The organism is Mesorhizobium sp. M5C.F.Ca.IN.020.32.2.1 (assembly GCF_004023105.1).
GTDB classification, from domain to species: domain Bacteria; phylum Pseudomonadota; class Alphaproteobacteria; order Rhizobiales; family Rhizobiaceae; genus Mesorhizobium; species Mesorhizobium wenxiniae.
The window spans coordinates 1-4,934 of the sequence record NZ_RZSX01000478.1 but is presented as its reverse complement, the minus strand read 5'-3'; the positions used below and the strand labels follow the sequence as shown (position 1 = coordinate 4,934).

At 63.8% G+C, this 4,934-nt stretch carries 4 protein-coding genes and 1 pseudogene; all 5 read right to left on the bottom strand.

What is annotated here, in order from left to right; genetic code table 11:
- Positions 1-289: pseudogene (locus EOA86_RS22170) on the bottom strand (nitrate reductase); the annotation flags it as partial.
- Positions 290-291: 2 nt separating this feature from the next.
- Complete coding sequence (gene nirD / locus EOA86_RS22165; protein WP_127210746.1) at positions 292-621, bottom strand: nitrite reductase small subunit NirD; 330 nt, start codon at positions 619-621, stop codon at positions 292-294.
- 63 nt (positions 622-684) lie between these two features.
- On the bottom strand, positions 685-3,135 hold the full coding sequence (gene nirB, locus EOA86_RS22160; protein WP_128343577.1) for a nitrite reductase large subunit NirB: 2,451 nt from the start codon (positions 3,133-3,135) through the stop codon (positions 685-687).
- A gap of 4 nt (positions 3,136-3,139) precedes the next feature.
- Positions 3,140-3,937: an ABC transporter ATP-binding protein gene (locus EOA86_RS22155; protein WP_128343575.1), complete on the bottom strand. Its 798-nt coding sequence runs from the start codon at positions 3,935-3,937 to the stop codon at positions 3,140-3,142.
- A gap of 10 nt (positions 3,938-3,947) precedes the next feature.
- Positions 3,948-4,844: a nitrate ABC transporter permease gene (ntrB, locus tag EOA86_RS22150; protein WP_128343574.1), complete on the bottom strand. Its 897-nt coding sequence runs from the start codon at positions 4,842-4,844 to the stop codon at positions 3,948-3,950.
- Positions 4,845-4,934: the final 90 nt, after the last annotated feature.

Genomic DNA, 4,934 nt, shown 5'->3' with positions numbered 1-4,934 from the left:
CGGGGCCGTGCTCGGCAATGGTTTGCGAGAAAGTCGAGGCGACGAGGTCGAGCGCTTCGTCCCAGCCGGTGCGGCGACCGTGGATCTCCGGATAGAGCAGCCGGCCGTCGAGATCGATCGTCTCCGCCAGCGCCGAGCCCTTGGAACAGAGCCGGCCGAAATTTGCCGGATGGTCTGGGTCGCCGCGAACGGTTATTTCGCCATCCGCGGTGACCTTCGCCAGCACGCCGCAGCCCACCCCGCAATAGGGGCAGGTGGTCCTCACCTCGCGCGCTTCGTCGATCTTCATGCTCAGGCCGCGCGGCTGGCCAGCGCTTCCAGCGCAATGAACAGACGCTCGCCCTCGATCCGCACCGGAACGGTGCGCACCGCACCTTCATCGGCGCCGAGCGCCTTGCCGGTCTCCAGCGAGATCACCCAATTGTGCAGGGGACAGGTCACCGCCGCGCCGTGGACGATGCCCTGCGAGAGCGCCCCGCCCTTGTGCGGACAATGGTCCTCGATGGCGAAGACCTGGTCCTCCGCGGTGCGGAAGACGGCGATCTTGCCTTGCGGCGTGGCGACGCAGCGCGCGCCGCGGCGCGGAATGTCCGATATCGAGCCGATTGATACCCAGTTCATCTGCCTCATCCTTTGCGCGTGTTCTTAACCGAAAACCGGTTTCCACTTTTCGGGAACACGCGCCTACTCCGCCGCCTGAGCGAAACCGACCGAAGCCATCGGCCGGAATTCGTGCTTGTCCTTGCCGGAAACGCGCTCCGACCACGGGTCGACCTGCGCGAATTTCTGCGAAAAGACGAAGCGGTCGAAATAGGCCTTGCGCCTCTCGCCATCGTCCATGATCTGGCGCTTGATCTCGGCGATGCCGATGCGCTTGGCCCATTTGTAGATGCGCTCGAGATAGCGGCCCTGTTCGCGATACATTTGCGTCAGCGCCACGATATGCTCGAGCGCTTCGTCCTCGGTCTTGACCAGGCCGAGCACCTCTGTGCCCTTGATGTCGAGGCCGGCAGCACCGGCGAAATGGATTTCGTAGCCTGAATCGACGCAGATCACGCCGACATCCTTGCAGGTCGCCTCGGCACAGTTCCTAGGGCAGCCCGAGACCGCCATCTTGACCTTGGCGGGCGTCCACGACCCCCACATGAATTTTTCGATGCGAACACCGAACCCCGTCGAATCCTGCGTGCCGAAGCGGCACCAGTCCGAACCGACGCAGGTCTTCACGGTGCGTAGGCCTTTGGCATAGGCATGGCCGGACACGAAGCCGGCCTGACCGAGGTCGGCCCACACCGCCGGCAGGTCTTCCTTGCGGATGCCGAGCATGTCAATGCGCTGTCCGCCTGTAACCTTGACCATCGGGATATCGAACTTGTCGACGACGTCGGCGATAGCGCGCAGTTCGGCGGCATTGGTGACGCCACCCCACATGCGCGGCACCACAGAATAGGTGCCGTCCTTCTGGATGTTGGCGTGAACGCGCTCGTTAATGAAGCGCGACTGGTAGTCGTCGGCATACTCGTCCGGCCAGTCGCAGACGAGATAGTAATTGAGCGCCGGCCGGCATTTGGCGCAGCCGCAGGAGGTGGTCCATTCCAGTTCCTGCATGACGGCGGGAATGGTCTTCAGGCTCTTGGCCTTGATCAACCGGCGGACTTCGTCATGGCCGAGCGTGGTACAGCCGCACATCGATTGCACAGCCGCCGGATTGTATTTGTCGCCTATGGTCAGCGCCATCAGCTTCTCGACCAGACCGGTGCAGGAGCCGCACGAAGCGGAAGCCTTGGTGTGGGCACGCACGTCGTCTAGCGACGTCAGGCCCTTGGCCGTGATCGCGCCGGTGATTTTTCCTTTGCAAATGCCGTTGCAGCCGCAGATTTCCGCATCATCCGGCAAGGCTGCAACGGCCGCCATAGGGTCCAGGGAGGCACCTCCCTGGTATGACTGGCCGAAGATAAGGGTGTCGCGCATTTGCGATATGTCGGTCTGCTTCTTCTTGAGGTCGTTGAACCACGCGCCGTCCGCCGTCTCGCCGTAGAGCACGGTGCCGATGATGCGGTCATCCCTGAGCACCAGCCGCTTGTAGACGCCGGCGGCGGCATCGCGCAGCACGATCTCCTGGCGGTCCTCGCCCTCGGCGAAGTCGCCGAGCGAGAACAGCTCGATGCCGGTGACCTTGAGCTTGGTCGGCGTGTCCATATGGACGAAAGCCGCCGCCTCGTTGCCGGCAAGCTGGCTGGCCGCGACGCGCGCCATCTCGTAGAGCGGGGCGACCAGCCCGTAGACCTGGCCGTTGACCTCGGCGCATTCGCCGAGCGCGTAGATGTTGGGATCGTTGCTGCGCATGCCGCCGTCGACGACGATGCCGCGGCTAACGGCAATGCCGGCTTGTTTCGCCAGCGCCGCATTCGGCCTGATGCCCACCGCCATGACGACCAGCGTCGCCGGGATGATGGTTCCGTCAGCGAGTTCCACCTGCTCGACCTTGCCCTTGCCTGTGATCGCCTGGGTGTTAGCTTTGGTGATGACCTTGATGCCGCGTTGTTCGACGGCGCGCTGCAACAGATGGCCGGCAGCCGGATCAAGCTGGCGCTCCATCAACGTCGGCGTGACATGCAGCACGGTGACGTCCATGCCTTGCGAGTTCAAGCCCGCCGCCGCTTCCAGCCCGAGCAGGCCGCCGCCGATGACCACGGCCTTGGCCCGCGACTGGGCGGCAAGCAGCATGGCCTGGACGTCGTCGAGATCGCGATAGGTGAGCACGCCCGGCAGATCGTGGCCGGGCACCGGAATGATGAAAGGCACCGAGCCTGTGGCGATAACGAGCTTGTCATAGGGCTCTGTGACGCCGTGGTCGGAGGTTACGGTCTTTGCCGTCCGGTCGATGGCGACGATCTTGTGGCCCTTGTAGAGGGTGATGCCATTGGCGATGTACCAGCCGTCGCCGTGGATGATGATCTCCTCGAAGGCCTTCTCGCCGGACAGCACCGGCGACAGCATGATGCGGTCGTAATTGACCCGCGGCTCGGCGTTGAAGATGGTGACAACGTAACGGTCCGGTGCCTGTTCGAGCAGGTGCTCCAGCATCCGCCCGGGCGCCATGCCGTTGCCGATGATGACGAGTTTTTCGGTCATTGAGCTACTCCGCGGCTTCGACGAAGCGGTGGCGTTCGTAGAGGAACTTCAGCACCGCCTCGCGGCAGCGCAGGAAGGTCCGCTCGGAGGAAAGCTCGACGCGGCGGCGCGGCCGGACCAGCGGCACGGGAAGCACCTCGCCGATGGTCGCCGCCGGACCGTTGGTCATCATGACGATGCGATCGGATAACAGCACCGCCTCGTCGACGTCGTGGGTGATCATGATCGTCGTCGAGCCAAGCCTCGAATGGATATCCATCACCGCGTCCTGCAGATGGGCGCGCGTCAGCGCGTCGAGCGCACCGAAGGGTTCGTCGAGCAGCAGGATCTTCGGCTCCATGGCCAACGCGCGGGCGATGCCGACGCGCTGCTTCATGCCGCCCGATATTTCGGCGGGCCGCTTGTCTCTGGCATGCGCCATCTGCACGAGGTCGAGATTGCGCATGATCCAGTCGTGCCGTTCGGCCCGGCTCCTGGTGCGGCCGAAGACCTTAGACACCGCCAGGTTGATGTTTTCGTAGACGGTGAGCCATGGCAGCAGGCTGTGGTTCTGGAACACCACGGCGCGTTCAGGACCGGGGCTGTCGACCTCCTTGTCTTCGAGCAGGACCGCCCCGGCGGACACTTTCGTCAGCCCGGCGATCAGGTTGAGCAAGGTCGACTTGCCGCAGCCGGAATGGCCGATGATCGAGACGAATTCGCCCTTGTCGATGGTCAGCCGGATGTCTTTCAGCACCTCGCTGACCTGGCCGCCGCGGGTGAAGGATTTGTCGATATGGTCGAGTTTCAGATAGGCCGTCATTGCCCTCTCCTCACTTTGCCGTTGTGCCGCGGGTGACGAAGGCGCCGACCGCCGCGACAAGGCGATCGAGGCAAAAGCCGGTGATGCCGATATAGGCGAGCGCAACGATGATGTCGGGCAGCCGCGACGAGTTCCAGGCATCCCAGATGAAGAAGCCGATTCCGACGCCGCCTGTCAGCATTTCGGCGGCGACGATGGCAAGCCAGGACAGACCGATGCCGATGCGCAGGCCGGTGAAGATGTAAGGCGCCGCGGCCGGCACCATGATCTTCACGAAGAACTCGAGCTGGTTGAGTCTGAGGATGCGGGAGACGTTGCGATAATCCTCTGGAATGTTGCGGACGCCGACGGCGGTGTTGATGATCACCGGCCAGATCGAGGTGATGAAGATGACGAAGATCGCCGATGGGCTGGAATCGCGGAAGGCGGCCAGCGACAGCGGCAGCCAGGCGAGCGGCGGCACGGTGCGCAGGATCTGGAACACAGGGTCGAGGCCGCGCATCGCCCAGATCGACTGGCCGACCAGCGCGCCGAGCGCAACGCCGACGATTGCAGCCAGGCCGAAGCCGATGGCGACGCGCTGCAGCGAGATCAGCACCCGCCAGGCCAGTCCGATATCCTGCGGACCATAATCGAAGAACGGATGGACGATCAGATCGTAGGCCTCGTTCCATACCTGGCTGGGTGGCGGCAAGCTGGCGTTGGGCGACGAGCAGGCGATCTGCCAGATGACGAGCATGACGACGATGACGACTGCCGGCGGCACCAGCGTGCTTGCCAGCTTGCCGGCGATCGCGGCGGGATCGAAGCGGCGCCTCACCTTGGCGGTGAAAGCTATAACCTCTGCGGGCTTGGCAGGCGTAGGGAACGCCTTCACCTTGGCGTCCTCGATGGCTTGGATAGACATTTTCGAAAAAAGCTCCTTGAGCATTGGAGTGACAGGCGGCGCCACTGGCGCCGCTTGCCGGCGACGTCAGGCCGATGCCTTGATCTTCAG

Bases quoted from the DNA above. Each gene is read 5' to 3' on its own strand.
- nirD (WP_127210746.1), bottom strand. From the start codon at position 621: ATGAACTGGGTATCAATCGGCTCGATATCGGACATTCCGCGCCGCGGC.
- ntrB (WP_128343574.1), bottom strand. From the start codon at position 4,844: ATGTCTATCCAAGCCATCGAGGACGCCAAGGTGAAGGCGTTCCCTACG.
- nirB (WP_128343577.1), bottom strand. From the start codon at position 3,135: ATGACCGAAAAACTCGTCATCATCGGCAACGGCATGGCGCCCGGGCGG.
- EOA86_RS22155 (WP_128343575.1), bottom strand. From the start codon at position 3,937: ATGACGGCCTATCTGAAACTCGACCATATCGACAAATCCTTCACCCGC.